The organism is Pseudoalteromonas phenolica (assembly GCF_005876835.1).
Classification (GTDB): Bacteria; Pseudomonadota; Gammaproteobacteria; order Enterobacterales; family Alteromonadaceae; genus Pseudoalteromonas; species Pseudoalteromonas phenolica_B.
In genome coordinates this window covers 24702-48955 of sequence record NZ_PPSW01000017.1, presented here as the reverse complement: position 1 = coordinate 48955, position 24254 = coordinate 24702, and the positions used below count along the sequence as shown (strand labels likewise).

General features: G+C 39.0%; 22 protein-coding genes and 1 pseudogene. 12 read left to right on the top strand and 11 right to left on the bottom strand.

Annotated features, from left to right (window positions below):
* Positions 1–28: 28 nt before the first annotated feature.
* The 6 genes from C1E24_RS12100 to C1E24_RS20955 all read right to left on the bottom strand — a co-directional run bounded on the left by C1E24_RS12100 (position 29) and on the right by C1E24_RS20955 (position 5482).
* Complete coding sequence (locus C1E24_RS12100; protein WP_138481794.1) at positions 29–580, bottom strand: hypothetical protein; 552 nt, start codon at positions 578–580, stop codon at positions 29–31.
* 16 nt (positions 581–596) lie between these two features.
* Entirely contained in the window at positions 597–2966 is a 2370-nt protein-coding gene (locus C1E24_RS12095; RefSeq protein WP_138481792.1) for an ABC transporter permease, read from the bottom strand.
* A complete protein-coding gene (locus C1E24_RS12090) occupies positions 2924–3598 on the bottom strand; it encodes an ABC transporter ATP-binding protein (RefSeq protein ID WP_138481790.1) in 675 nt (224 codons plus the stop codon). The genes C1E24_RS12095 and C1E24_RS12090 overlap by 43 nt, the downstream gene beginning before the upstream one ends.
* On the bottom strand, positions 3598–4815 hold the full coding sequence (locus C1E24_RS12085) for an efflux RND transporter periplasmic adaptor subunit (RefSeq protein WP_138481788.1): 1218 nt from the start codon (positions 4813–4815) through the stop codon (positions 3598–3600). The genes C1E24_RS12090 and C1E24_RS12085 overlap by 1 nt, the downstream gene beginning before the upstream one ends.
* Positions 4816–4834: 19 nt before the next feature.
* A complete protein-coding gene (locus C1E24_RS12080) occupies positions 4835–5221 on the bottom strand; it encodes a glutaredoxin family protein (protein WP_138481786.1) in 387 nt (128 codons plus the stop codon).
* A 102-nt stretch (positions 5222–5323) separates the two neighbouring features.
* Positions 5324–5482 (bottom strand): hypothetical protein, encoded by a 159-nt coding sequence (locus C1E24_RS20955; RefSeq protein WP_171040888.1) that lies wholly within the window; start codon positions 5480–5482, stop codon positions 5324–5326.
* A 171-nt stretch (positions 5483–5653) separates the two neighbouring features.
* On the opposite strand from C1E24_RS20955, the gene C1E24_RS12075 reads away from it, so the two are divergent.
* On the top strand, positions 5654–6982 hold the full coding sequence (locus C1E24_RS12075) for an ABC1 kinase family protein (protein ID WP_138481784.1): 1329 nt from the start codon (positions 5654–5656) through the stop codon (positions 6980–6982).
* 47 nt (positions 6983–7029) lie between these two features.
* On the top strand, positions 7030–7407 hold the full coding sequence (locus C1E24_RS12070; RefSeq protein ID WP_138481782.1) for a VOC family protein: 378 nt from the start codon (positions 7030–7032) through the stop codon (positions 7405–7407).
* Positions 7408–7454: 47 nt separating this feature from the next.
* Here C1E24_RS12070 and C1E24_RS12065 read toward each other — a convergent pair whose 3' ends face one another.
* Positions 7455–9116, bottom strand: a complete 1662-nt coding sequence (locus C1E24_RS12065; RefSeq protein ID WP_138481780.1) for an asparagine synthase-related protein — start codon at positions 9114–9116, stop codon at positions 7455–7457.
* Between the two features lie 153 nt (positions 9117–9269).
* Between C1E24_RS12065 and C1E24_RS12060 the strand changes: the two genes are divergently transcribed.
* Positions 9270–9782 (top strand): flavodoxin family protein, encoded by a 513-nt coding sequence (locus C1E24_RS12060; RefSeq protein ID WP_138481778.1) that lies wholly within the window; start codon positions 9270–9272, stop codon positions 9780–9782.
* A gap of 32 nt (positions 9783–9814) precedes the next feature.
* On the top strand, positions 9815–10384 hold the full coding sequence (locus C1E24_RS12055; protein WP_138481776.1) for a YbhB/YbcL family Raf kinase inhibitor-like protein: 570 nt from the start codon (positions 9815–9817) through the stop codon (positions 10382–10384).
* A gap of 276 nt (positions 10385–10660) precedes the next feature.
* Here the strand turns inward: C1E24_RS12055 and C1E24_RS12050 are convergent, their stop codons facing one another.
* Both C1E24_RS12050 and C1E24_RS12045 read right to left on the bottom strand, forming a co-directional pair.
* Positions 10661–10864 carry a helix-turn-helix transcriptional regulator gene (locus C1E24_RS12050; protein ID WP_138481774.1) on the bottom strand — a complete coding sequence of 68 codons (204 nt, stop codon included), beginning with the start codon at positions 10862–10864 and terminating at the stop codon, positions 10661–10663.
* The gene (locus C1E24_RS12045; protein WP_138481773.1) at positions 10857–11342 is read right to left on the bottom strand and encodes a hypothetical protein; all 486 of its coding nucleotides are present in this window, start codon (positions 11340–11342) and stop codon (positions 10857–10859) included. The genes C1E24_RS12050 and C1E24_RS12045 overlap by 8 nt, the downstream gene beginning before the upstream one ends.
* Before the next feature lie 301 nt (positions 11343–11643).
* Between C1E24_RS12045 and C1E24_RS12040 the strand changes: the two are divergent.
* Positions 11644–13245, top strand: a pseudogene (locus tag C1E24_RS12040) (methyl-accepting chemotaxis protein); the annotation flags it as partial.
* A gap of 152 nt (positions 13246–13397) precedes the next feature.
* Positions 13398–13796: a hypothetical protein gene (locus C1E24_RS12035; protein ID WP_138481769.1), complete on the top strand. Its 399-nt coding sequence runs from the start codon at positions 13398–13400 to the stop codon at positions 13794–13796.
* Positions 13797–13890: 94 nt separating this feature from the next.
* Here C1E24_RS12035 and C1E24_RS12030 read toward each other — a convergent pair whose 3' ends face one another.
* Positions 13891–14418 carry a TetR/AcrR family transcriptional regulator gene (locus C1E24_RS12030; protein WP_171040887.1) on the bottom strand — a complete coding sequence of 176 codons (528 nt, stop codon included), beginning with the start codon at positions 14416–14418 and terminating at the stop codon, positions 13891–13893.
* Positions 14419–14538: 120 nt separating this feature from the next.
* Here C1E24_RS12030 and C1E24_RS12025 point away from each other — a divergent pair, with 120 nt between their 5' ends.
* The 4 genes from C1E24_RS12025 to C1E24_RS12010 all read left to right on the top strand — a co-directional run bounded on the left by C1E24_RS12025 (position 14539) and on the right by C1E24_RS12010 (position 18798).
* On the top strand, positions 14539–14751 hold the full coding sequence (locus C1E24_RS12025) for a hypothetical protein (RefSeq protein WP_138481765.1): 213 nt from the start codon (positions 14539–14541) through the stop codon (positions 14749–14751).
* A 65-nt stretch (positions 14752–14816) separates the two neighbouring features.
* On the top strand, positions 14817–15269 hold the full coding sequence (locus C1E24_RS12020) for a hypothetical protein (protein WP_138481763.1): 453 nt from the start codon (positions 14817–14819) through the stop codon (positions 15267–15269).
* Positions 15270–15351: 82 nt separating this feature from the next.
* Positions 15352–17193: a S41 family peptidase gene (locus C1E24_RS12015; protein WP_138481761.1), complete on the top strand. Its 1842-nt coding sequence runs from the start codon at positions 15352–15354 to the stop codon at positions 17191–17193.
* 252 nt (positions 17194–17445) lie between these two features.
* A complete protein-coding gene (locus C1E24_RS12010) occupies positions 17446–18798 on the top strand; it encodes a M24 family metallopeptidase (RefSeq protein WP_138481760.1) in 1353 nt (450 codons plus the stop codon).
* Between the two features lie 94 nt (positions 18799–18892).
* Here C1E24_RS12010 and C1E24_RS12005 read toward each other — a convergent pair whose 3' ends face one another.
* Positions 18893–21157 (bottom strand): DUF5916 domain-containing protein, encoded by a 2265-nt coding sequence (locus C1E24_RS12005; RefSeq protein WP_138481758.1) that lies wholly within the window; start codon positions 21155–21157, stop codon positions 18893–18895.
* 168 nt (positions 21158–21325) lie between these two features.
* Between C1E24_RS12005 and C1E24_RS12000 the strand changes: the two genes are divergently transcribed.
* Both C1E24_RS12000 and C1E24_RS11995 read left to right on the top strand, forming a co-directional pair.
* A complete protein-coding gene (locus tag C1E24_RS12000; protein ID WP_138481757.1) occupies positions 21326–23350 on the top strand; it encodes a transcriptional regulator in 2025 nt (674 codons plus the stop codon).
* 51 nt (positions 23351–23401) lie between these two features.
* Complete coding sequence (locus tag C1E24_RS11995) at positions 23402–24151, top strand: substrate-binding periplasmic protein (RefSeq protein WP_138481755.1); 750 nt, start codon at positions 23402–23404, stop codon at positions 24149–24151.
* The last annotated feature ends 103 nt before the right edge of the window (positions 24152–24254 follow it).

The following is a 24254-nucleotide window of genomic DNA, read 5'->3' as shown; positions in this document are numbered from 1 at the left end:
AGATGTCATTGAATAAGGTAAGGCGTGTTTAGCTGCTTGTATACTTAAATATTTGCCAATTTTTGTTTTTAAGCTCTTTATTAATATGGGCCACTAGTTTTGGTAAAGACACATAATTTTGCATCCCTGTTTTTTTAATAAGTTGCTCAGTGCCACGCGCTTCCTTAATGGTTGGTATCGACATGATCACAATGTACTCATTTTTAGTATTAACATCAGGTATATAATGTTTCAGCTGTGGTATTTTTAATGCGTCAAAATAGTGATGCGCTTTAGGTTTATTACTTAAAATAGTCGGGATTTTGAGTACCGCACCATTATCGATTTCATCAAGTTTAAGAAGTTTATATTTTTCTTGGTCACTAACAAACTTCTCATTTTTGACATCGTAAATTAACACATAAGGTACAGGCGTCCCCCCCATGCCAGCGAGTGGTGAGTTATCCTGTTGCTGATAAGTATCTACCATCATTTTGTAATAAAGGGATTTAAATTGAAGTTTTTCCATTTCGACTATTTCAGTCGATATTGCAGCCTTGCTTACAAGTAACAACATAATCGAAGTCATAAATTTAAACATACATTTTCCTTAAACTTTAGAAAGCCTGTTCCGATAACAATGTTTTAATACTGTTTGTATTTAACGATCTTAAAGCTAAAAAAGACGAGCTTAACAGTGCGATTAAAACGATAACCATGCTACTCACAACAGGTATTACAGCTGTAATTTCTAACTTCACTAATTGAATAAAATAACCTTCACTGAACGTCAGTGCCGTGATAAAAAACATCATACTAACTAAGAGTATTACTAATTTTTTGAATATCTCGTCACGTAACAAATTGCCTTTGGTTTTGCCTATCGCTAATTTCAACCCCAATACCCTCTGTTCTGCCAACAGCATGGTTTTTATTTGATATAAAATGCCGACAACTAAAATCACAAATATCAGGGCTGCAACTTGTAACGTTATTATCAACAAACCTATTCTATTTTTATTTAAGTCAAATAGTTGCTGAGAAATATCGCCAAGCGGTTTTACTTTTCCAAAACCTGCATCAATATCGAGGTGAGATAGTATTTTTGAACCACTGGCTGAGTCTGAACTATAGACATAAAGCGGGGAATACAATTCAGTCGAGGGAGTGATCGATGAGTAGACCATAGGGATATCAGACAAGCTCTCACCTGCATGCGGTAGATTCTCCAAAACAGCAGCAATGGTGTAACTTGTTTCATCTTGTTCAAAACGTAACTCTTTTCCAATAAGACTTTGATAGTTTCGGTGAGAAGTTAATGCCATTGCAAGCGCTTTGTTAATAACAACGGTACTCTGCGTAAGCTGGCCTTGATATAAAAACTTTGCTGCAACCGTTGAAAAGAAATTCTCTGCAACTTTTATATGATCTGTAAAATACACTTGATCGCCATAACTATTGTTCAAGTGAATTTTATACTGTGGGAAACGAGGACTAATTAATGGACTATCACTTAAAGTCATCCCTTCTTTATGGCCATTTAGCCAATCAACGGACAAGGCAAAAGGCATGTCATCATATCGGTTAACCTCATGACCATTAACCGACATTGACAGTTTATCGCTCCACTGCATCTTTAGTTCTTGATATCCACATGAAAGCGCAAAGTTTAATGCAAATAGCGTAAGCACTATTTGTAAGCTTAACTGAATAATAATAAGGCTTTTTTGAGTTTTGCTCGCGCCAGCCTTAGCACGACTAAAATGCGTACTTTTTAATAAGTTAATCACAGGTAATAAAGACACTAAAAAAATAGTACCGAGACACCCAAGCAATACTAGTGCCCATAGAGACCAGGAAAACTGCCATTGCGCCGAGAAGTACTTTTTGAATATATCACTTGAATATAATTGCCATTGGATCAGTATTGCACTCAATATGGCTATCAACAAAACAACAAATAGAAAGGGTAAACTTTCAAAAACTAAATGCTTTAATTGCGCTTTAAACGATGCGCCCAATGCAAACTTGAGTGAAAATTCACGGCTTCTTTTTAGAGCCAATGCTGCTACAACTGAGAAGTAGTTAGTAATGAGTACAAATGCAAACGCAATTAAAATAATGCTGAGAATAACAAGCTGTCTTAGTAATTCGCTTCTATGCTGCGGAGAGAGCTCTACCCCTTTTACTAATTCAATATTTGTTTTTAAGTTCAAACTAACTAATGAGTCTCCTGCTTCGTCTACTCTAGACTGAACGTGCTGCTTTGCTTGTGAAACAGAAAAGTTCTCTGCCACTTCAATAAGCCCATAATATAGTGGCAATTCATTCATTAACGCTTGCGTCTCAGTGGCATTATTGCCTTTAAAGAAAGGAATAACATCTCCTAGCCGAGACAAGGGCATATATAAGTCAATTTGATTACTTGAGAAGGTATTAAATTCCTCTGGAAGCCAATGCTCAAGAGTTTGTGACGAATTGGCTATTTCTACAACAATATCTTTACCTGTTTGAGAAAGTTTTTGCTTTAATTGATAAGTTGCAAATACTTGCTCTGAACGCCATAGGTTCTCGTCAGACTGGAGCATACGAAAAAAATTTACATCATAAAATAAAATAGCGACTTTAGTTTCACGACCGTTTACTAGTAAAGGCCGATTTTGAATAACAAACTTAGAATAATGAGCTGCTTCTGGTAATTCTCTCGCCTCATCAATATGCGTACCTTTAGCAGAAGTAAGTTGACCTTGTAATCCATAAGCAACCGTGTAAATAGGCTTGTTAGAACCTGACCAAGTTGGTCTGTCTTTGCTTAAACTCACCCCTAGTTGAACAACGGTTACGACTAAAGCGCTGAATAGCCCCCATGCTAAAACGAGAAAACCCCAACGTAAACGCTGGCTTTGCCAATGTCGCCAACCAAGTTGAATGTCATCCCACATGATTAAACTATCATCCCATCTTTGATCTCTATGATTCGACCACATTGTTGAGCGAGTGACTCATTATGCGTCACGATTAATACTGTAGAGCCTGCCGCATTTAAGGTAAGTAATAGATCGACAATTTGATCCGCATTTTCTGAGTCTAGATTTCCGGTTGGTTCATCACATAAAAGTACATCTGGTTCACCCACGAGTGCTCTCGCTATTGCAACCCTTTGCTGCTGTCCCCCTGAAAGTTGCTCTGGAAAATTATTTTGCTTATCTAATAAGCCGACTCGCTCTAACTGTTTGAGTGCGATAGCTTTGTAATCTGTCTTTTTTATATTTTTATTGTATTTGAGTGGTAGCTCTACATTTTTTAAAACAGAAAGTTCAGAAACAAGGTTAAAATTTTGAAACACCCAGCCAATATTTTGGTTGCGTAAAATACTCGTTTGGTAATGGGACAAACTGCGCACATCGGTATCACATAGCGCGTAATGACCAGCTGTCGCGTTATCTAACAAACCAATAATTGAAAGCAGCGTTGATTTACCACTGCCTGACTTACCAATAACAGCAAGTATTTCTCCGCGCTCAATTGCTAAATTGATATTTTTTAAAACCGTCACATCACCGGCAGGTCCACTAAAGCACTTGCCTAATTGTGAAAGCCTAATTAATACATCACTCATTATAGGCTCCCATCCCACTCTCTAGGATCAGTTAACACCACCTCATCATTCACAGCCAAACCTTCCAAAATTTGAATGTGCTGCTCTCCAATCCAACCAACCGTTATCTGCTGTGGTTTAACTCTTTGAGAAATTTCATTTTTTACAAGCACGGTATTCGTACCTGCGTAATTAATGTGCTTTGGCTTTACAAGTAATAGATTTTTATCTTTTGACTTATAATGAATATTTGCAGTTACACTCATATTTGATATCGAATGGCTGGGTAACACTTGCGTAAACTTAACCTCTACTTCAACCGTCGAGTTTTCAACATTGGGTGAAATACGTTCAATCAAGCCAGATACATGCTGTCCTTTTATTTTAATATCAACTGACTGGTTTAACTCTAATAATGACGCCTGAGAAGCTTGAACTCTAAGGAGAGCAAAAAGGCTAGCAGGGTCTGCAATTTGCCCAATCATAGTATCTTCTTGAATATTAAGACCTGCCTCTAAATTGGTGTTGAGTTTGACAATTACCCCTTTTTGACCAGCTCGGATTTTCAGGTTTTCTTTGTCTCTTTCTAAAAGCTCTAACTGTTTTGTTGCCCTTTGAAGTTCAAACTCATATGCGTTCATTTCAGCCTTTTGCATGGCTTTAAGTGCATCCAATGCGTATTTTTCTTGTTCTAAGAATAATTTAGCTTTCTGTTGATTTAACTCTGCCTGTTGTAAATCAAGCGAAGAAACAATACTGAGCGCTGCCAGTTTATTTTGTGCTTCTAACTTACTTTGGCTGATTGTTAGGTCATATTGCGCAATTAATACTTTAGATTCTTGTTTTTGAAGCAGCTGACGCTGAGTTGCTTTCATTTTTTCTAGTTCAGCCAGCTTACCCTGCAGTAGTAACTTTTCTTGTTCAATTGAACGGTTTAATTTTGGATTAACAAGCTCAATAATAAGATCGCCTTGGCTGACTTTATCACCCGGCCTTTTATAGATATTTTCAATGATGCCATCCACTTGAGCTAAAATGCTATGCCTTACCTTAGGTTGCAAACTACCAAAAGCACTCACTGTGGTCTGTAAATAATCATAACTCGGCGACACCGTCTCAATTTCTAAAGGCTTTGAGGTGTTTTGCATAGAGACAACAGCACTCACTAACAAAATAATTATCGTAAGTGCAGAAATAATTTTGAGTGACTGGCTTTTCTTATCAGTAGGGATCTGCATTTTCCATGCCTTTTAAAAATTATGATTTTATATCGAGCGACTGGTAATTATATTCAGAAAAACCAATGATCAGCTTTTCTTTGAAGAGCAAGGTAGGCACTGTGTTTATTTCTAGGCTATTTAATTGCTCAAGCCATTTGGGGTTTGAAGAAATGTTCCTAATTTCAACATTCAAGTTATTATTATCTATATACTCTTTGGCTTTCTTACATGCAGGGCAACCGGTTGCAACATAGAGTACTGGGCTTTTATCTAGCAGCGCTGAATAATCACCTTTAATGACACTATCTTGCTTGTTTAAATAGCTTGATGCAAAGCTTCCACCAAACCAACCTAACAAAGCGATTAAAATCAGTATAGTGATCGACTTAATAGATTTAATCACTAAATTGCTCGACTTAAACATGTTACTTCCTTAGTGTTCAAGAGCTTTTATGGGAGATAAATTGACGTGTATGATGCTTTTAACAAAGGTTCAAATACAACAGAGCCTTATTTCAATATCTAATTAATATTCATGACATTGAGAGCTATCACAACATTTAACTAGTTTAACTTCACCATCAACTAACTTGTAACTACAGCTGATATTCTCAACCGCAGTTGCATTAAAAGACAATGAAGCAGCAAAAGCCAGAACGGCTAAAATAGCAGATAATTTTAACATTTTTTTCCTTGTAAAAATCATATAGTTCATTAAATTTGCCACCTTCCCTAAAATAGCCACAAGATATTCACACAAAAAATTTACACTGTAAACATTTTGATAAAAACAAAAGTCGATCTGCTTAGCTAAGAAAACCGTATTACCAACATATCTAGATAAGCACTAAACCATATGGATAAAAGTAAATCAGTTCCAACTTCTCGTTTTTCTCGACTCAGTAAATTTGGCTTACTCGCCTCAAAAGTGGCCGGCAATGTCTTAATAGACAGCGCAAAGTCTGTCGCCAAAGGTGAAAAGCTAAACAAACAATCCTTGATCCTCTCACCCAAAAATATTGAGAACCTGGCTGAACAGCTCGCTCAACTTAGAGGTGCGGCCATGAAGTTGGGGCAACTTTTATCTATGGACTCAGGTGAAGTATTGCCTCCCGAGTTAAGTAAATTATTGGCAAGGCTGAGATCAGAAGGTCATGCCATGCCCCACAAGCAATTAGTTGGTGTGCTTAAATCGCATTGGGGGGATAACTGGCTCGACAAGTTTTCACACATCGAATTAAAACCCTTTGCCGCTGCTTCCATTGGTCAAGTCCACAAAGCCACACTTGAAAATGGCGAAAAGTTAGCGGTAAAGATTCAGTACCCCGGGATCGCAAAAAGTATAGAAAGCGATGTCGATAATCTTGCAAGCCTTCTAAAAATGAGTGGCTTGTTGCCCAAGCATATCGACATAGCGCCGCTCATTTTTGAGGCAAAGCAACAGCTTTTAGACGAATCTGATTATCAACTTGAAGCCCGTCATTTAAAGCGATATCAAGAGAATCTTGTAAGCTTTAAACAATTTAAAATACCCAAAGTGATTAACGATTTAACCACTGAGCATATACTGAGTATGGAGTTTGTTGAAGGTATCGATTTAGAAGCTTGTGTATCTTTGTCGCAAACCCAACGTGACGCCCTTGCAAGCGACTTAATCTATTTATTCTTCTTTGAGCTTTTAAAATTTAATACTGTGCAAACCGACCCAAATTTTGGCAATTATCTTTATCAGCCCGATACAGGAAAAATAGTATTACTGGACTTTGGCGCAACCCGCGAGCTCACACAGTCTGTGTGTAATGGTTATTTTGCCCTATTTTCTGGTGCCATGTCTGAAAATAGAAATTTAGTGGCATCAGCTGCTGAGCAAATTGGTTACTTCAACTCTGAAATAGACTTGGATTACAAACATAAAGTCGTGGATATTTTTATGCTTGCTTGCGAACCGCTTAGACAAGATAAATCCTATGACTTTGCTACGAGCCCTCTTGCCACACAAATTCGCGACAAAGGACTTGAGATGAGTACTGATAAATCCAAGTGGCACTCTCCGCCTATCGATGCACTGTTTATACATCGTAAGCTTGCTGGGCTTTACCTGATTGCCGCTAAACTCAATGCCAAGGTCAATGTACAACAGTTGTATAAATCTTTCTTAGTGCAGGCAAAACTGGCTCAAAAATAATACAGCGTGTAGCATGGGGTAATCGCCTAAATAAAAAGGATTACCCCGTGAATTTAAATCAGGTCACATTGCCAGTTAAAAATATGCCAATCGCCGTAGAGTTTTACCAAACACTTGGCTTTAAACTCATAGTCGATACACCGCACTACGCAAGACTCATGTGCCCAGATGGAGAAGCGACATTTTCTCTTTCTCTGAACGAAAACGATTTTAATAGCGGCACCACCATTTATTTTGAACATGAACAACTAGATGAATGGGTTGCTAATCTGCAAGACAAAGGCATCGAGTTTACGCAGCTCCCAACAGATGAGCGTTTTTTATGGCGTGAAGCTGTGCTGTATGATCCGTCCAACAATAAAATAAAGCTCTATTGGGCTGGCGAGAATAGGTTAAATCCACCTTGGCGTGTTAACCCAGATTAGGGCTAACACGCTATATCTCTCAGAGATTCAATATACTTCTAATTCAGCTACCATTTCAAAATATTCTCTACCACTTTCAGTTTGTCGTTATACACTTTTAAACCCAAACTATGTAACACAGCAACGGCGCTAAAAGACGGAATATTAACCATTCGCTTGTGCTGACTAAACATCAAGCTGAATAAAAGCCCATATACTTTTGCAGTGTTAAATTGTTTTGGACGTTTGATCTGCCATTGATCTATACCTTCTTTTGGTAAAGTACAAGGAATATGATCAGGATAAGCCTGCCAAGGAGCACTTAGCGCTTCAGGAAACGCATACTGTAAGAAGTCATGATAAAAACGGTGCTTTCTCACCCGAGAAATAGGCTGAGATAACACATGACGCAACACTTTCCAAGAATAGAATGGCAAACAGAAATCCATTTGGTAATCGTCAACTTTATCAAATGGGATCGCCAGATGGTGGTGCTGATCATTCAACAATAAAAATAAATAGTAAGCTTTATCTAAAGGCACATCACCGAATTGCTTTAATGAGCGAATAATATTGGCTTTTAAGGTTTGCTGCATGCCTTCAGCGCCACGAATAATCGACTTAGGAATATACGCAAATTGCTGTGATAAATACGCATCAGCAAGATGTTCAACATCTTGAGTTAATGCCGCTTGATACACTTTTTCAGAGTAGTAAATCACACCCAAGCCAACACTCCCACCATTGCCTGACCAAGAAAGTCCCGGGCGAGTGACACGGTAGTAGTCTGGGTGAGCACCATTACGCCAATGCTTACCGAGCCTGTCTTCAACCGTTTTTGCTTGGGTGTCTTTTACTTTGATCACATCAAGGTTGATGTTCTGACTATCAGCGAAAGCTTGTGCACAGTATAGATCTTGGGTTTTACCCTGAGAGAAGTTTAGCGCTGACATATCTAAATTACGGCGCTTCAATAAACAAGCTATCAGTCTTGAATCTAAACCGCCTGAAAGCGTAGTGAGAACATGTTTGTCATTGCCAAGGTATTTATCAACGTTATTATCTAGGTCTTGTTTTAGCCCTTCTAATGCACCTTCATAATATTCACCGGCTTTAGCCAATTCACACCAGTCAAAGTATTGGGTTTTGCGCACACCTAAACTCGACGCTTGCACGCGATGACCCGGTTGAATACATGAAATCTCTTGATAATGAGTATGGTCGAACAGGTAATAACCTAATGTCGCATACTCCATCATGCCTTCTTCATTACAAGTAAGTGGTACGCCTAGCTCTTTTAACAAGCTGAACTGGGTACTAAAGATAAACGCCCCCTCATAATACATAGTGTAGAATGGACGAATGCCAAGGGCATCTGTTGCAATATCTAAGCAGTTTGACTGTTTGTTGTAGCGGGCCATGCAAAATACCCCTTCACATGACTTCAACATATTATCGGTGTAGTTTTTATTTAGGGTATCTAAGTCTCTAACTCTATCTGAAGACAGCAACGGATGACCAACAAGCGTTGCAATTTGCGAATCTGTTTGCAAAAAAGCACTTGGGCCGAAGGTTTGATAGTCGAGTGACGCCATATACAAGGCGCGCTCTCGTACTGAATTAAACTGACCATCGACACGATTTTTTTCTTCCGAATTGAACTTTTCAATAATAAAATCATGCTGTTGCGTCAGCCCCGATGCACAATAAATTCCGAATAATTTAGCCATGAGGGTCACCTTGTTATCTATTAAGTTTATCTTTAAGTTATTAGATAAAACTCAAGCTTCGTACCAAGCTGACAAAAATTTAAAAAACACCTTTACCTAAAGTTAAGTTGAGCTTTTAAGCTGTGTGCCATTCAAACTAAAAGGAAGCATACAATGGCAAATACTCTCATACTTTTCTCTAGTGCTAATCAAGCAGGCAACACCTATCAACTGACTCAAGCTGTACGATCGCAAATAAATGAAAACCATACACGCTACTTTAATTTAGACGCTCATAATTATGCCGATTACAACTATCACAACTTTTATAGTCGAGATGACTTTTACGACATTGCTGAGGCACTCTCTTGGGCTGATAACATCGTTTTTGCCTCTCCAGTTTACTGGCACGGCGTCACTTCGAATATGAAGCGTTTAATTGACCGCATCACAGAGCTAACAGAAAACCCTGAAATTAAACACATAGGTAAAGGGCTCAAGAATAAGAAAGGGTTTGTACTAACAACCTCTGCTAGTAAAGAAGTCTGCCCTGTTTTTGCTGGTTTCTTTGAGAAAGTATTCAGCTATTTCGATATTCACATGACTGGGCTTTTACATTTAGATTGCAGTAAAACACTTACCCTACCAAAGCAGCAGATCATAAATTTTGCTCAGCTGTTAAAGTAGCTTGTACCTATTTAATTTAAAAAGGAATACGGATGCACCAGCGTTTTGTCTCTTTACCGCTCTCTTTATCTGCAACATTGTTAATTTCAATGACCGCCTTTGCCAAAACAAATACTTTTGAGTTATCCAGTAACGATATCAAAGCGGGAGAAGTGCTTAGCTCAAAACATGTTTATAAAGGCTTTGGCTGTGATGGTGGTAATCTCTCACCTCACCTTGCTTGGTCTGGTGCACCCAAAGATACCAAAGCTTATGCTGTATTTGCATATGATCCAGATGCCCCAACAGGAAGTGGCTGGTGGCACTGGCAACTCGTAAACCTACCAGCTAATACTACTGAGTTAAAAACTGGTGTGGGAATATTAGATAATACGCTGTTGCCTCAAGGCGCGATACAGATCAATAACGATTTTGGCAGTAATGATTTTGGCGGTGCTTGCCCGCCAAAAGGACATGGCCCGCACCGCTATCAATTCACAGTTTTCGCGTTAGCTAAGCCGCTTAATGTGTCTGGAGATACCAAAAGTGCCGTTGTCGGCTATATGGTAAATGCGAATATGCTTGCCAAAGCGAGTATTGAAGTAACCTATCAACGAGATTAGGGCGTGTTGACCTTTGCTGTGTGTTTTTGCAGCAGTGAGTTGGGTATTTAGGCCAGGCAGAGGCTGCGTGGCATAGTTATTCTATGTAAGTCAGCCGATAACGCCGAATAAATGGCCAACTCGCGCTGCTCTGAGAGTTCAACCAAAGGCTTCCACTACTTTGTCATTCGCCACTCACATAAACTATTAAGCTTCGTAGCTCATTTCGTGTATTGAAAGCCTTTGATTTGAACAAAATTCATACCTCAAAGATAAACACGCCCTAATTAAAGCCCATCACTTTAATTTAAATAACGACTCTAAAGGCATATCAAAAAACTTAGCTATTTTTAAAGCAATCACCACTGACGGTGTAAAACGACCAGTCTCAATAGTACTAATTGTTTTACGAGAGACTCCCACAGCATCAGCCAACTGCTGCTGTGAGAGTTTATTTAGCACCCTTACTGAATGAATATCATTCTCTAATTGTTCATTCATCTGATTTGTTTAGCCCATATAAAACAGGTAACGCATAGCATACAAACATCACCCCAACCACTAACGTCGCAAGTGCCTTAGCAGAAATGCTATCAGCAGGAAAACTCTCTGAAATTAAAGAGGATATGTTTGAAAATAGAAAAGGTGAAAGAGTAAAAATCACACTATGGAAAGACCATTTAAACCCTAATAGATTCAGATGGTTTAAGTATTCATCTTCAAAACTGGCCGTCCAAAAATTACGCTTCTTGATGCTAGACATCGTTGTAACCACTTTGCACATTAAATAGATGAAATACACTGACAAACCAAATTTTGCTATACCATAAACAAATGTTAAAGCCTTAGATGATTGAAAATCTAAAAATGGCTCTAAGCTCGCTGAGCAAAAAAGTAGACCCATCACAAGCGCTAAGTAAGCGTGCCAAGTAATATATTGAAGTTCTCTTTCTGAGTTAGAAACTGCAACCTTTTCCATATTCAACTCCTTGTTGATATTTATAAAACACTCAAAATGTAACCCTAAGGTACACGTTGATACCTTAAGGTGTCAAGAGTAAAGTATTAATCTACATCTTTTGCTGGCAACCGGGCACCAATAAACATGTCATTTCAATAAAAGATGACTTACTCATATACAAGATGCAGTTTTGCCATAAGTTTGAAAAATAAATTATTTACCATAACTTTTTTATAGTAATTTTTTAAAACTGATTAATACTTACAAGATAAGTAAGTTTGGATGTAAAAAGATGTTATTAAACCAACTTTCCGTAAAAGCAAGACTAATTTTACTTGTTGCACTTCCTTGTATAGCCTTCCTCCTACTTGCTGCGGTAACGCTGGTGCTTACTGGTAACTTAGTTGCTGGCATTCAAAGTATAAATAACGATAGAGTGGTTCCGCTCAAACAAATTAAAGTTGTTTCTGATAACTATGCAGTAAGTATCGTTGATAACTTGCATAAATATAATGCAGGTTTAATGTCTAAAGCTGAACTACTTAATTCTATAAACGATGCAGAAAACTTAGCCTCTTCGCAATGGACAGCATATCTTAAAACAGAGCTTACACCTGAAGAGTCGAGGCTTATAAGAAATAGTGAAGCTTTATTTGATAATGTAAAAACGAAAGTAGAAGAGTATAAGTCTATACTTAGATCTGACAGAGCTTTAACAGAATCCCCCTCACAATTTGTTAAAGTACTTTACGCCACATTTGACCCTTTTAGTTCAAGCTTAAATGCGCTAATTGATCTTCAACTTAATACCTCGCAACAATTTGCAGACCAAGCTGCTGCAGACTATCAAAAAGAAAAAATGATATTAGTTACGGCCTGTATCATTCTTTTCGCAATCGTTATTTTCTTAGCGATTGCCATAAATCGCTCGATTACAATGCCACTCAATAACATAAATCAAATTATGGCAAACATTGCTAACAACACAGATTTAACCCTACGTGTAGATGAAAATGGTGATGATGAATTTGCTCAAACTGCATCGAGTGTAAACACTATGCTTGCTCACTTTAATGCGTTAATTACTGATTTGCTGAATCTTGTGATTAATTTGCGTTCACAAACTGAGGGTCTATCTGACAATAGCATGTCGATTGCCAACAGTACTGAGCAACAAGAGCAGCAGACAACCATGTTAGCAACGGCCATTACTCAAATGAGTTCAGCGATTAAGGGCGTTGCAGATACCGCAGTAACCACATCACACAAAGCGAATGAATCAGACTCCCTTGCTCAAGCAGGATTACAAAGTGTTCAGGATAATATCCAAGCCATTAATCAATTGCATGAATTGCTCAACCAAACTAAAAGCGATATCGACTTATTAAGTGGTAAAACTAACGAAATTAATAGCGTCGTGCAGATCATTCAAAGTGTTGCCGAGCAAACAAATTTACTTGCGCTCAACGCCGCAATTGAAGCTGCTCGAGCGGGAGAGTCAGGCCGTGGCTTTGCCGTTGTGGCAGATGAGGTGAGACAGTTAGCCCACAATACGCAAAAAGCGACTGAGCAAATCAGTGAAATGATTGTATCACTGCAAGATGCGTCAAAGCGTACAGTAGAGAGTATGGAGCAAGCAGCCGATCAAACAGAAAAGAGCGTCTCTATCGCAGCTGGCTCTGCTGATTCAATACAAAGAATAACTTCAGCAATTTCTGAAATTGCAGATCTAAACATTGTTATATCGACTTCTACCGAGGAGCAAACGACCGTTGCGAATGAAGTCGCCGAAAACATTAATCAAATTACAACCAGTATCAAGAGCGTAGCGAATAGTGCCTCTGAAAATGCGCAAACCAGTCAAAACCTAAAAGACATATCCAATGAATTAGAAAAAGACATCAGTAAGTTTAAGGTTTAGACACTGGTCTTTTTTAACTAGTTGGCTTGTAAGCGGCTATTTTCATTGCTGTTCATTCAGCATTGAAAATAGTCGGTTAGTCTCCAATTAATAGCCAATATCTGGCAATCATTTAAAATAGCTCATTATCAGAATCTTATTGGGTAAATAACGTGATTAAAGCCATTCTTGTTTTTGTTTCAGTTATCGTATTTGTGGTGGGTGCGATTGTTTTAAGTAATAATTTTAGCAACTTACAACATGGCGAAGCCTCTTTTGTATATGAAACTTCAAGTGTAGATAAGTCTATTGCAGAGCAAGTTCACCAATATTTGATTGATCAAAAAGTCTATGACGGCTTACAAGGTGAAGTTTTGCTTTTGAAGAAAAACAAAGCAGGGGTATGGGTTGCTAAGTTTCCCGTTTATCAGGGCGGTGATGTTGCACCTGAAGTTTTAAAAGACCTACAAAGTCTAAGTTTAGGCATCAAGCAATCAGTTTTAAATAATGAACCGCTAGAAATACACATCACCAACAGTGGTTATCAATCAGTGCAATTTTTTAAGATCTAGCGCTTTATATTTAGCCCCTCAAGAGTATTTAAGTACTGTTACTTAAAGACCTAGACCAACTCGAATCCCAATGATTTCAAAGGGGCTCGAGTTGTTACTTCACAGAAATAAACTTAAGCTTTTCTTCTAACTTCTCAATCAGTGAAACGTCATTTTGTGCATCATCATTTAAACCAGCAAGTAAGGTCATAAAATATACGTCCATTAATATATCGACATACGCCAATTTTTGCTCATCTCCAAACGCCAATTGATGTTTAAAAGCATTCAACTGTGGGTCAAGTGACTGACTTTGCCATAAAATTTCTTTGAATAAGACTTTACTAAACTCTCGTTGAGACAAGTAAAACGGATACAGTGCTGAGGCAAAATGCAGCAGCCTATCAACGGGTGTTGTTGAAGTGTCTGACTTAGCTGTTTCAGTTAATAAGTTATTTAATTGGGTTTCTAGACCTGATTTGAGTAAATCTAGTTTATTTGGAAAGTGACTAAAAACGGTACCCGTCGCAACGCCTGCCGCTGAAGAAATATCTCTAGTACTGGTTTTCTCATAGCCATTTTCAGTGAAAAGCTGCCATGCAGCCGATAAGATCCGCGATCTTGTTTGCTCTCGTTTTGACACCCTACCTCCTAAAATCACGCGACATTAAAACAAGTTTAAAAAAAAATGCCAAGTTCTTATTGAAAATTGAGCGCGCTCAATATTATGATGAGCGCGCTCAATTTTACCTTGGAGATTACAATGGACTTATTTTTTCGCATTATTGGTGCCTGTATTTTTTTACCATTTATTGGCTTTTATAGTTATGTACTAGGACCAATCCTGAAGCTTATTTTGTTACCTGGGGGGCTGTTGTTACTGCTACTGATTTTAGGTAAAGAGGATGGGGTCGAGCCTTTGATTGAAGCTTTAAAAACTAAAACGAAGGCAACAGAGAGTGTTGAAGTGTCATAACATTGAGACGCTAACATTTAACCTATGTCTTAATTATTTTTTGTTATCAAAGGAACCGAAAGAAAATGAAAATCACCTCATCAGGGTCATTTATGCTAGTAAGCGTCGCAGCACTTGCCCTTTTCACAGCCTTGTCTCATATGTCTTGTATTGTATTAGGCCCAGAGTGTTATCGTGCACAAATGGCGCCTGAAGCTCTCATTGAACTCTATAAATCTGCACCTTGGCGTGCAGCCTTAGAAACAACTTTGGTATCACTGCTGTTTGTTGCAACCGCCGTTTTTTGTTTGTCTGGCGCAGGGGTGATCAGAAAAGTGCCAATGTTAAAACCAGCCATCATTACGATCTCAGTGATTTGCACGCTGAGAGGGTTCGCCACTTTGCCTTTGAGCGTGCTCTTTCCTGAACAAGTGACAGCATTTTCTATTATTGCTGGTTTTCTATGGTTTTTAGCGGGCACATTTTGTATCACTGGCTATCGCTTAGTAAACCAAGAAAGTACAGAAAGAGAAAGTTAGGTAAGGCATATTAATACGCTCTAAATATTTACTTTGTACAAAAAAAACACTAACTTGTACCTAAAAAGTAAAGGGAATTATCATGAAAAGAACTGTATTAAGCCTAATTTTTAGCTCTATGTTATTTGGCTGTGGTGGGAGTGAAACACAAAACGCTCAAGAGAACGATGTACAAGAACCAGACAAACTCAAAGCGGTATCACCTTTTCCAAGCTCGCCACAGGCAAAGCCCACAATAGATTTTAACCAGCAATTAATGTCTGACATAGAAGACTTTGTTAAGGTCGCCTATTCCGTGAAATATTTTTACCCCTCAACCGAGAGTCAAGATTCAAATTGGCCCTTGTTTATCGCGGAAAGTTTAGTCGATTTAAGTCAAACTGAACCAGCGCAAAGAACTGAACTGGGCATCGAACGGCTTCGCCAAATCGCACCTTATATCGCTTTTAATAGAGCACAATTACCTGAAATTAATGATCAGACCACCGTTTATACTTGGAAACAAAATGCGCCAATAAATCAAAGTGTCTTCACTCGAACGTTATTAACTGATGATTTCTCCTCTTTAAAAAATGATGAATACACTGCGAGCGAACGGTTTGCAGAACTCAACTATGGGGCACAAACATTGTACTTACCTTTGTACTTACCTACGGATAAGCAAATACAAGGTTATACCTATCAAGAGCCAGGTAAATGGCAAATAGACGACAACTTTGAACAACCTGAAATATGTATGACCACAGTCTCTGAAATGTGGGCAAGCATTGCACATTTTTGGCCTTACTTTCAGCAAATTGACGTTGACTGGGCACAAAGTTTAACGCTCCTTTTAACTGCATGCACTGACGATGATGTACCAAGAAAGCAAAACAGCCTCTTTGCTGAGTTTTCAAAGTTAAACGATAACCATATTTCTATTGTATTCCCAACACCTGAAGAATATAGATTCAAAAGTTATATCCCTTTTACCTACGAACTAGTAGAAGGAAAAGCCATTGTTACTCAGTTAGATTCAGCTCACCCAACCGGTATAGAAATAGGTGATGAGGTGATTTCAGTCGATGGCATAGAAATAAACAATTACTTAGACAATAAATCGATTTATTCCTTAAAGAATACATTGCACAGAAAAAACCTCAGTGCGAGGTTTGATGTTTATGCCAAGCACTTTAACCCTGTGAAATATGAAATTCGTAAACCGAATAATAATATACATAGCATTGAAGTGTTCCCCAAAGACTTTAACAAGCGCGAGCCATTTGTTGGGATGCCCTATGTGCCTAAAAGTGACCATATTTTTGAATATGTTGACGACAACATTTTAAAAATCAATGTCTATAACGTTCAAGAAGCTGATATTACTGAATTACGTAATGAACTGAGTGAAGCCAAAGCAGTAATATTAGATATGAGAAGATACCCTACTAGCTGGCGGGGTTGGCAGGGCGTGTTAGCACTATTAATAAAAAACGATGCGACTAATGACACCATCGCTTATCACTGGCAAGGTAGTCCAAATCAACGAGACGCTAAAAAGCAGGTGATCACGCAACGGATTTACCGTTCAGAAAATGCCTTTAATATACCTACTGTTGCGCTTTCATCGAGGCATAGTATCAGCCAAAACGAACACAGTTTTATCTTTGTTCAAAATGGTGGTTTGCCCATTTTAGGTGAAACAACTTCAGGAATTAATGGCAATATTTTAAGAATGAATATCTTTGAGGGAGCCGAGCAAGACAGCGGTACTTACTTTGTGTACACCAATATGGAAGCAAATCGCCATGATGGTACGCCTTTAATCAACAAAGGAATTGAACCAGATATTAACGTCCCAAGAAGCATTGACAGTGTATTAAATCAGGTTGATAACCAAGTGAATGCTGCCATTGATTATTTACAGCAGCAACTTGCAAACTAAAAGCATTGTTCATTTTGAGGCTTAATTGACGCTCAGTTAAGCCTCGTTAAGCTATAATAGTTACAGCAAGATTTTTGACTCATGTCGACCTGTTTTACTCGTTTAAAATGCTGAACTACATTAAAAGTGCTGGTCTGCACGTTCCTGTTTAATAAACGCTTAAAACAAGCCTCCTACCGAAACTAACTTGCAGCGAAATTGCACCTTACATACCATCAAATGAGATATTCAGTTTTAGTAGAAGCCTCCGCCATGTTAAAAAAACTAGCTTTAATGCTCGCTCTATCAGGAGTGAGTGCTCAATTAGCAGCAACAGAAGTCGCTCAAGGGCGCGAAGTAAACGCCTTACCCAATGTATTGTCTTTCAAAGAGCGTGTCGCACCTATCAATGACATGGTGACAGACAGACTCGACAATTTACTACCAAAACTGATGCAAGAAGCCGATCTTGATATGTGGCTGGTGATCAATCGCGAATACGGTGAAGACAAATTATTTTATACCTTGGTTCCACAACCCACTTTTGCTGCCCGACGCACCACACTGCTCGTTTTTTCAAAACAACCAGATGGCAGTGTCGAGCGGTTCAGTGTCAGCCGCTATCCAATCGGCGATTTATATCCAACTGTCTGGGAAGGCGGTAGCAAAGCTCAACAGTGGCAACGTTTAGCTGAAGTCATTACTGAGCGAGATCCGAAACGTATCGGTATTAACATTAGTGAAGATTGGGCGCTCGCTGACGGCTTAAGCGTTGGTTTACATAATAAACTACTTGATAATTTACCTAAAAAGTACCAAAAGCGTTTAGTCAGTGCAGAGGACTTAGTGATCCGTTGGCTTGAGACCCGCAGCGAAAAAGAACTACAAGTTTACCCTACTGCTGTAACTCTGGCTCGTGGCGTTATTGCTGAAGCTTTTTCTAATAAAGTCATTACGCCTGGGGTGACGACCACCGATGATGTTGCTTGGTATTTACGAGAACGCTTTGAAGCGTTGCAGCTCAGACCGTGGTTCCAACCTTATGTGAATATTCAACGCCAAGGCGATAAAGTTGACAAAGACGCCCCGTTTTTAGGCGAATATAACCGCGTAATCTTACCGGGTGATATCATTCACACCGATGTGGGTATTTGCTATTTGAATCAGTGTACCGACACACAAGAGATGGGCTACGTCTTAAAACTCAACGAAACCGATGTGCCAGAAGGCTTAAAATCTGCAATGAAGTTGGGCAATCATTGGCAGGACATCCTTACTCGTAATTTCAAAACAGGTTTAACGGGTAATCAGATCTTAACCAACACCATTAAGCAAAGTGAAGCTGAGAATATCATCAGCAGCACTTACACTCACCCTCTGGGTTTTGTTGGCCACGCACCTGGCCCAACCATTGGCATGTGGGATAACCAAAGTCCGACCCCTGTTCAAGGTGATTGGAAATTATATCCAAATACGGTGTATGCCATTGAAGGTAATGTGAAAATGCAGCTACCTGAATGGAATAATCAATGGATCCAAATCAAGCTAGAACAAGATGCTGTATTTGATGGTAAGACAGTCTGGTACTTGGCTGGTCGCCAAACTAAGTGGCATTTGGTTAGGTAGGTTTAAATTCGAACTCACTGACTTTGAGTCCATTTTAGTAAATAGGGGGCATCCTGCCCCCTGGTTGTGTTAGCTAATTTTTTGCATATGTTTATCAGAATAAATATCGAACTTTAAACGTTACACTGTCTTCAATAGGATTTGTCCAAAGCGTGCTGGTTCGATTGCCGTAACTATTTTGTCCAATTGAATTGCGGTCATAACTGGCGCTATCGACGCTGCCTCTGCGGTAAACAAAAAACACATCTGAGAAGGGTCCCATTCGATATCGCAATTTAAACTGGGCAGTTAAGCGGTTATCTTCAAAGCTGGTGTCAAGATCTTGCTTGAGCAGCTCGCCTTGCTCTTGTACTGCAAAAGCTTGCTGAGTTTTAGCGTCTAAAAAGGCGACTTGTATTGAACTAGACCACTCTAGTTTATCGGTGATCAAGCCATTTACGATGATATTTGAAGCGAAATAGTCTCTGTCGTATTCACTAATTACATTTTGCTGATTGGCCACCAGCCAACCTTCACCTGTTCTTAAATAGTTATTCCACTTTAAGCTCCAATTCGCATGGGGCATCCAAGTTAAGTCAACCGCATATTGGGTTGATGTTGAGTCGAAGCCTTCTTTGTCATACTCAAAGCTAGCTGCCCAACTAAAGTCTCCTACATATGGGCTTTGGTAAAATAGCCTGACACCTTGTGACGAGGGCTGGGTAAATGCGGTAGAGTTAAAGCCCAGATTATCTTGCTCGCCTTGGGTTAAGTAATCAAAAGTTAAATTAAACTGCGCCCCTGTGGTTAGCATAAATTGGCTAGAGTACGTTTGCCAAGCGGGTAAACTTTGTGACGCGCCATTACTTTCATGGCTGAGCTTTACTACATGCTTAACACGTGTAACCCAATCATTCGAGTAATTGACCGAATGTTCAAACTCAGACTGAGCATATTGCCAATCGTTCCTAACTAAATACCCCATATCTCGGCTGTCGAACTGGTCGTTTAGTTTTAAATAACGATTTGTGACTTTAGTATTTGGCGAAAACTGATAGCCCAAGTTTAAGCTCAGGCCATTACCTGTTTGAGTGGTATTTATTTCAGCGTCTGTATCTATTTGGCTAAGCAGTAACGCCCCTTGTAATGACCAAGTTGCACTTTGATACTGGCTATCCCAAGCCAATGTGCTCGCGCTTCTATCTAGGTATGGGCGTTTAACATGGGTGGTTAGCAAGCCGGTTTGCCAATTATTTTGTCGATATTTCGCCCTTGCCGCATAGAATGATTTGCCTGCATCAGTGTCTAAATTCGACTCTTCAACAGCAAATGCACCTAGTTGTAATTGCTCTCCTTGATGAACAAATCTTACGGCGGCATCAATTGGCGTAATATGCTCACTACCATCATCACTGCCCGCACCAATTCGGCGAGTATGTATCAGCTTGGTATTTTGCTCTGCTTGAACATTAAAAACGCTGATATCTTGAGTGAAAAACGGGCGTTTATCGGTTCTCAGTGTTTCAACTGCACTGTAATTAATATTTACATCATCACTGTCAACTTGACCGAAATCAGGGTTAACCGACACACTCAGCTTCTGATGGTGTGCGGGTTTATAAATTAAATCAAAGCCCACATCGGTTTGTCCTTTATCACCTTGTCGGTCTGATAAATCATTCTGTTGGGTGATATAAGGAATAAAAGCCAGTTGCTGCTGGTTTGGGATCTCAGCAGATACCTTCGGCATTGCTAAGTAAAAGTTACTATTGCTAATCGTTTGCTTTTGACTGGCGTAAATAAAATTATTAGCAATATCATAAAGTTGAACCGAAACACCAACCTCTGACAGACCATTTTCATCTGCTGAATGATGAAACGATACCGTATGCCAAGGAATAAACACCTCGGTTGACCAGTAATCCTCATGCTCAAAGTACTGGCTTTGCCAGTCTCCGTCCCAATCGTAGTCAGTTGTTAGTTGCGGCGTGAGTACCGCATCTTGCGTACCGCCACCAAGGGTTGTTGCAAATAAATAACCACTACTACCATCACCGCCAAAGTCGAGATAAATACGATTGAACTCGCCTTGCATAAAGTTATCTTTGATATTGAATTGTTTTTTTCGGGTGCTGGCACTTTGATAGTTAATAATGCCAACATAAATGCCTTTTTCATCGCTGTAGACTTTGGCATTAACTTGTTTTTTAGTTTTTTCGAGTGTGGCAGGCACAACTTTATAAAAAGTATTAAATGCTTTTGCTTGCTGCCATTGCGGCTCATCTAATTTACCGTCAAGTACGATTGTCTGAGCCAGAACCGCTGGCGCGATTGTTATTGTGGTCAAGACTATCGCCTTTGCTACCTGTGAAATTTTCATAACGACTTCCAACTGAATTTCGATGCACTCATTGCAACAAAACTCGTGCTAGAAAAACCTGAAAGTTTTCTGAATAACACTCATGAAAGCCTTATAAACGTTGACTTTTATCTTATAAAAGATAACGTTCGCCTATGAGACTAATTTAACAACTGCGGTAAGCGTTTTATGCCATCTTCGTCACAGGGACATCAGTTTGACACTTGGGTGTTTTATCCAGAAACAGATGAACTTGTGTGTAGTGAAACCCAACACACACAAAAGCTAGAGCCGCAAGTCGCTCGACTACTCGAACTATTTATAAAACAACAAGGCACAACCTTATCGCAAGGGCTTTTAAACGACGAACTCTGGCCTGACACCATCGTTGAAGCGAATAGCCTTTATCAGTTATTGGCAAAGCTACGTAAGGTATTAAAAGATACACCCAGAACACCTAAGTATATAAAAACAATACCTAAAAAAGGCTATGTGTTCATTGCAGAAGTGAGATTGCTAGCTATTAAAACTTTGCCAGGGCTCAAAGACATTGAGTTGGCAAAACCTGCAACCAATTCAGCTTTTTTGAATTTAGCCATACTTACAAAAAAGCCTCTTTACTTAACCTTTTTCACCTTGTTTTTTATTGTTTGCTTTAGCGCAATTGCTTTTTTTAATCATAAACCTCAAGCACTTACCCCACCAGAGTACAAGGTAGAAGACATCAGCTACGAGCTGGGGTTAGAATTTGATATTGCTGCACATTTCGAACAAGATTTAATTGCTTATGTCAGCCAATTTAATCAGCTTGTTATTGCGAATAAATTAGGCAATCAGCTCTATGAGCATAGTTTTAGCACTCGGATCGCGCACCCAAGTTGGCATCCCAAAAAAGACCTAGTGGCATTTTGGCAGTACCTTGAAGATAAATGTGTTTTAAAAATTATTAGCCTTAATGGCAAACAGTTACATGAAACTGAAGCGATTTCATGTGACCGTATTGAAGCCCCAATTTGGCAATCAGATGACGAATTAACTCTGGTCGTGCATCGTTGGGATGACAGTGAAGGCTTTTTGTATCGTCTAAGCACCCGTCAATTTGTGAAGATACCCGTGCCACTTAGCAAGGGCGAAAAACTAATAAAAGCACTCAAGGCATGGGAAAACCAAACCTTCTATCTCATCAAACAAGTAAACTATCATTCAAAGTTAATTACTTTAGACGGCCACATTCATCTCACTTGGCCTTACCCAATTTGGCTAGCCACTTTTGATGCGAAACAACAGACCGTCATTACTAATGATGAAAGTAAGTATCATAACCTCATCGCGACACACTGGGATCAGCAACAGTATAGTGTGATGCGCTCGACTCAAGGGATCTTCTCTACCCTTTCTATAGATAAGCATGGTGATATCTTTGCGGCCGCTGAGAGTTGGCAGGTTAATATAAGAGATAACGATGATTTACCGATTTTCTCAAGCTCAAGTATTGATTACCTGCCAGTCAGTAACTTACTTGGAGAAACTGCATTTATGTCTCGTCGCACTGGTGTATGTGAGGTTTACTTACATGCGGATGATAAGATCCGTCAGCTCTCATTTCATCAGGGTCATGAATACGTTGGTATTCTAAATTGGTCACCTGATAATAGTTTGTTGTTATCAAACCGCGATAACAATATTGTTTTATATGATAGAAACCGCACAACAAAACAATTTTCATCTAACCTGCCCCTCACCTTAAAAAATGCGGGCTGGATAAACAACGAACAAGTTTGGGGTTCTGATGGTGAAAATATTTACACTTATGATCTCACAGGTCGCGTTATTGGTAAAACACAACTTAAAAACGATTTTGTTGGCTTTCATCATCAAACGCAGCAATGGCTAATATTAAAAGAGCAACAGTTACTGACCACGACAACTATAGATAACTCAAACAATATTGATATATTAACGACGCTGTCTAAGCAACAAGCTCATCATTTTCGAGATGTAAGGTTTCAAAATCAATCAATGTATTGGCTCAGCCAATGGTCAAAACAAGATTACATCTGGCAACTTGATATGCAAAACCCCAGTACACCTGAATTGAAGAAATCGGGGTCTCTCATTTGGCATTATGATATTAAACCTGATGGCAGTTTACTGATCGCTAAAATGGAAAGCATTGAAGGTGACATTAAAAAATTCGCAATAAAAAAGCAATAAAGGCGCGACTCAACTAAACTTAAAAAATGCCTTGAAAAAACTGCATTAACCATGTTTAGACAATTGTTCGTATTTGCATTATTTCTATTTAGTACCCATGCCTTGAGTTGCGAACTAGTGGTGCGCGTTGAAGACTACGCTGCACAATCACATCGAGATGAGAATAAGCAGTGGCAAGGCATTGACATCGAGCTGACTAAAGCATTACTCAATCAAGCTGGCTGCAGTTATCGGTTTGTTCCCGTTCCCTGGGGACGAGCTTTAAAAATGCTAGAAGTGGGCGAACTCGATGTGATGTTGAGTGTCAGTAAAACAACTGAACGTACTAAATTCGCGCACTTTATCGGCCCTCAACGCATTGAAAAAATAAAAATAGTCAGTAAAGCAAATCCTGATATTGTAGTGTCTTCATTTAAAGACATTTTAAAGATACCACTTCCGCTTGGCATTCAAGAAGGTGCTTATTATGGTGAATCATTTAATGCGTTCACTAAAACACTTACGCCTGCCGACAGATACTTTTTCAAAGTACCTAATAATGACACTAAACTTTCTTTGCTGATCAAAAACAGGATCTTCGGTTTTTTAGAAGAGCAATTAAACATCGAGTACGAAATTAGACATGAACTAACCCCAAAAGATGTCTTTGTTCACCCAATCATCGTCAATCAAGCCCCTGTGTATTTCGCTTTTAGTAAAGTATCTGTCACCAAGGAGCAACTGAAAACGATTGAACGTGCGTTCAATCACCTAACTTTTTCTGGCGTGTTTGAGCAAATCTTATTAACCGCACAAAACTGATCCAAAGCGATAAAACTAACCTTTCAAAACGTTCTAAAATTAAAAACAAATCTCTGCTTTTTAATAACAAAAATTTGCATTAAAGACTTTTTATATGATGAAA